This is a genomic window from Aquiflexum sp., from assembly GCF_977115555.1.
In genome coordinates, this window is sequence record NZ_CDSBKL010000344.1 from 1 (window position 1) to 4,469 (window position 4,469).

The window sequence follows — 4,469 nt, forward strand, 5'->3', positions numbered from 1 at the left end:
CAAATCTGGTCGTTGTGGAAGGCACGCTCTATCCCCTTCTCACCAGACTAAAAAATGCTGAACTACTCGATTATTACTGGATGGAATCCAACTCCGGACCACCAAGAAAATATTTTAAAATCACCGCATGATGGAGTGATAAAGCGAATAGAAGTGGAGAAAAACCACAAAATTGAAAAAAATTCGGTTCTGATTCAATTTTGAGCAATAATTCTATATAATCTTTTTTTCAATATTATATTTACCAAAAAAAAGAAAAAAAATTGATTAGTCGGCCCCGAGACGCATCTGAATCTTAAAACTTTTTAACCTACGAACTTTAAAACCTTTTCCTTCTATCTTTGCGGCATGAATTACCTATCAGTAGAAAACCTCAGCAAGTCATTTGGCGAGCGCAAACTTTTTCAGAACATTTCCTTCGGCATAGACCAAGGCCAAAAAATTGCCCTAGTAGGGATCAATGGGGCAGGAAAGTCCACTTTGATGAAAATCATTATGGGACAGGAAGTCGCCGACTCCGGCAATGTAGCCATCAACCAACAAGTCAAAGTGGCTTACGTACACCAGAATCCGGTCTTTTCGGGAAATCTCAGTGTGTTTCAGACCATCTTTGACGGCAGTACCAACGAGACTCTGCAGGTGATCGAGCAGTATCACAAAGCGATGTTGGATGCCGAACATGGCAAGGACAACGGCGATGAGATGCAGAAGATTTTTGAAAAAATGGATACGCTTCAGGCTTGGGATTTTGAATACCAAATCAATGAAGTACTAGGCAAACTCGGCCTTCACGATACCGAAATGGCAGTCAACAACCTGAGTGGCGGGCAGCGGAAGCGCGTCGCTTTGGCAAAAGCCATTCTGGTAAAGCCTGATCTTTTGCTGTTGGACGAACCTACCAACCACCTGGATCTGGAGACCATAGAATGGCTGGAAGATTATCTTTCCAAAGCCAACCTTGCGCTTTTTATGGTGACGCACGACAGGTATTTCTTGGAGAAAGTCACCAATCAAATCCTTGAGTTGGATAACGGCAGCATCCACAGGTATATGGGCAACTATGGTTATTTTCTGGAAAAGAAAGAAGAACGGCGAGAGATTGAAGCCACCGAACAGGAGAAAGCAAAAAGCCTTTACAAGAAAGAACTTGATTGGATCAGAAGGCAGCCTAAGGCCCGAAGTACCAAAGCCAAATACAGGGTGGATGCCTTTGAGGAAACAAAAGAAAAAGCCTTTATGAAAAAAGAGGAAAGAGAGATTGAACTCAAAGTCACTTCCCAAAGGCTTGGCAACAAAATCATCGAAATAGAAAAACTCAACAAATCTTTTGAGGATAAGAAAATCCTCAAAGACTTCAGCTATACCTTCAAAAAAGGTGATAAAATCGGGATAGTAGGTCCAAACGGTGCCGGAAAGACCACTTTTCTCAATATGATCACAGGAATGCTTCCCCCCGACAGCGGAAAAATCAGCATAGGCCAAACGACCGCCATCGGCTATTACAGACAGGAGGAAGACAGTTTTGACGAAGAGAAGAGATTGTTGGACATCGTGAAGGAAGTGGCAGAAGTGGTAACTGTAGCCGGTGGCGCCACGATTTCTGTTTCTCAGTTCTTGACCAAATTCGGTTTCCCTCCCAAACAACAACATACGCCAATCGCCAAACTGAGCGGTGGCGAGCGCAGAAGATTGCAGCTGCTGATGATCCTGATCAAGAGTCCCAACTTCCTGATTCTCGATGAACCTACCAATGATCTAGACATTGTGACCCTGAATACTTTGGAAGAGTTCTTGGATAATTTTCCGGGCTGTCTGATCATCGTGTCCCACGACAGGTATTTTATGGACAGGCTGGTTGAGCACTTGTTTGTTTTCGAAGGCGAAGGGATCATCAAAGATTTTCCCGGAAATTATACCGATTTCAGAGAGTGGGAAAAAGAAGAGAAAACTGTCAAAAAAGAAGAAAAAACGGTTAACGCTCCCAAAGCTGAAAAAACAAATAACGATCCCGGCAAACCGAAAGCAAGCTTTAAAGAAAAAAAGGAATACGAAGAAACAAATGCCAAAATCGAATCCCTGACTAAGGAGAAAGATAGCTTGGTTTCCAAAATCAATACCGGTTCGGAAGACCATCAGCTGATAATCGATTGGGCAAAACAAATCCAAAAAATTGAGAAAGAATTGGAAAATCTCGAAATGAGGTGGCTGGAATTGAGTGATTTGGAAGGGATCGATTGATCCCTTTTTTTATGCCTAATACCAAAAATCCAGAGGGTCGGGAATCTGAAACTGAAAACCTGTAGCCAGGATTTTGTCTGAGGAGATTTCTTTCCACATGGATTCCCCCTCGGAAGCATAGCTTAAAGGAGGTGCAAAACCCAATTCTCTGGAGTTCTTTTCATAAACATCCCTCCTCAAAGGATGCAAAGGGGCAACTCCGTTGAAAGTCTCGTTCCAAAGGTTGTTTTCAATGATCCAAGCAGACATCCTGACTGCATCATCCTGATGGATGTAATTGACAGGGCTGTCTCCTACGACATTTGTCTTTCCTGAAAAATACCTCCCCGGAATCCTGTCAACTCCCAACAGTCCCCCAAACCTGATGATCGTCAAGTCATATCTTTTTTCAGATTGGAGAATTTGTTCCGCTCGGAAAATGCCAGGACTCCCGGTGTTTTCTATCGTTAAAGGAAATGATTCATCCACTTTTTGGTTCCAATCGGGATACACGGAAGTGGAACTGACGAAAATGATTTTCTCCACTTTTGATTGGACAGCAATTTCTCTGACAAATTTGACTTGTTCCACATAAAACCCCTCAGGCATTGTCCTAGACCTTGGAGGAATATTGACAAAAAGCACATCAGTTTCAAAAAGCTTACTGAATCCTGTTCCCTCAGGGTGTGGATTAAATTTTAACAATGCCGTTTCGATCCCTTTGGATTGTAATCCGGGTAATTTTTCATGAGAGGTAGTGCTTCCTTTGACATTATATCCTAGTCCCTTGAGGTGCATAGCCAAAGGCTCACCTAACCAACCCAATCCGATAATAGCTATTGAAGTCATAAAAAACAATGGAAAATTTTCAAATATTTGGTAATTTGAGTGGCTAAATATAACGCTAATCCAAAATGGAAATGAGGTTGTGGCTTCTTTTTAAAACTCCGATGTTCCGCTCCAAAGTATTGGCGATAGGAATGGTTTCTGTATTCCTATTTTCTTCCTGCAATTTCAAGAGCAATAAAAATCCAATCCTTGGAAATTGGTATGGATATGAAGAGGATTCGACCTATTACGAATTGTACGTGAACGATTCTCTGATTGTACTCCACCATGAACAAATAGGACCCATTGGATATGATTATCAAATGCAAGGCAGGCTTTTGGTGGTGAGCAATGGCGCCGGTATAGAAAGAATCTGGCAGGTTTTGGATGAAGGAAAAGAGGCATTCACTTTAACTGACAGCTTAGAATCTATCAGATATACTAGGTTGGATCTTCCTTCTGATTTTTTTCAGAGTATTCAGGATTCTGTTTCCTACCGGGAATTTAAAAAAGGATTTCAGGGCAGGTTTTCAACCAAAAACAGAACCAAATAAAAATCCCTCTATCAGTTAGAAAGAGGGATTCGAAATTACTTATCTTTTTTTGGCATAGTCCCCAGGATATAATCCCAAAGCGGGGAACTCACCCCAAATGCCACATCCGGATCTTTGTAGTGGTGTACGGCATGATTAACCCAAAGTACCTTTAGAAAATTTTTTGGGGGCTGATAGGCATGTACAATATAGTGGACGCCCAAATAACCCGAATATCCAATTAGAAAACCAGGCAAGAAATACAAGGCATAATCTCCCATAATGAAACTGAAAACAGCATAGAAAACCAAAACATAAGCTATGCTCACAAAAGGTGGCATCGCCAATCTGTCCTTGTCTCTTGGATAATCATGGTGTACACCATGTACGCTGTATTGTAGTTTGTCTTTGATAGGAGTATCAGGCTCCATATGAAAAAAATGCTTGTGCATCATGTATTCTACGAAAGTGAAAGCAAAGACCCCTGAAAGCAGTACCAAAATCCCAACTCCAAAAGTGATTGTAGTAGTAGTTACTGCGTAATAGAGACAACCCGAAGAGATCAAAAAGAACAATGTGATAGGTACTAAGATATGAGTTCTTGAAAGCCTTTCTAGAATAGGATTCTGAAACATATGGGCAGAACCCGAATTATCTGGCCTGTCCAACCTCCCTATTTTTTTTAATGTACTGGTACTTGTTGGCATAGTTTTAATAGTTAAGATTTTCAAATAAAATCACTAAAGCTATCATAAATTATAAAGACTTGCAGAAATTAGCATAAAATCAGTTCACAAATTTACATTTAAAATGCAAAATTTTTGATTTTAGGGCTTAAATATTCCCTAATGATTTAAAGCAAATTTCGCACTCAAAGGTTTTGTTTCTTCC

4 protein-coding genes and 1 pseudogene are annotated in these 4,469 nt (G+C 40.8%); 3 read left to right on the forward strand and 2 right to left on the reverse strand.

The window, feature by feature from the left end; all coding sequences use genetic code 11:
- Together ACZFYI_RS16270 and ACZFYI_RS16275 are read left to right on the forward strand one after the other, a co-directional pair.
- Window positions 1-125, forward strand: a pseudogene (locus ACZFYI_RS16270) (PadR family transcriptional regulator); the annotation flags it as partial.
- Window positions 126-348: 223 nt separating this feature from the next.
- On the forward strand, window positions 349-2,238 hold the full coding sequence (locus tag ACZFYI_RS16275; RefSeq protein WP_462525184.1) for an ABC-F family ATP-binding cassette domain-containing protein: 1,890 nt from the start codon (window positions 349-351) through the stop codon (window positions 2,236-2,238).
- A gap of 15 nt (window positions 2,239-2,253) precedes the next feature.
- Here the strand turns inward: ACZFYI_RS16275 and ACZFYI_RS16280 are convergent, their stop codons facing one another.
- A complete protein-coding gene (locus ACZFYI_RS16280; protein WP_462525185.1) occupies window positions 2,254-3,066 on the reverse strand; it encodes a Rossmann-fold NAD(P)-binding domain-containing protein in 813 nt (270 codons plus the stop codon).
- A 101-nt stretch (window positions 3,067-3,167) separates the two neighbouring features.
- On the opposite strand from ACZFYI_RS16280, the gene ACZFYI_RS16285 reads away from it, so the two are divergent.
- A complete protein-coding gene (locus tag ACZFYI_RS16285; protein ID WP_462525186.1) occupies window positions 3,168-3,599 on the forward strand; it encodes a hypothetical protein in 432 nt (143 codons plus the stop codon).
- Between the two features lie 35 nt (window positions 3,600-3,634).
- Here the strand turns inward: ACZFYI_RS16285 and ACZFYI_RS16290 are convergent, their stop codons facing one another.
- Window positions 3,635-4,285: a sterol desaturase family protein gene (locus ACZFYI_RS16290; RefSeq protein ID WP_462525187.1), complete on the reverse strand. Its 651-nt coding sequence runs from the start codon at window positions 4,283-4,285 to the stop codon at window positions 3,635-3,637.
- Window positions 4,286-4,469: the final 184 nt, after the last annotated feature.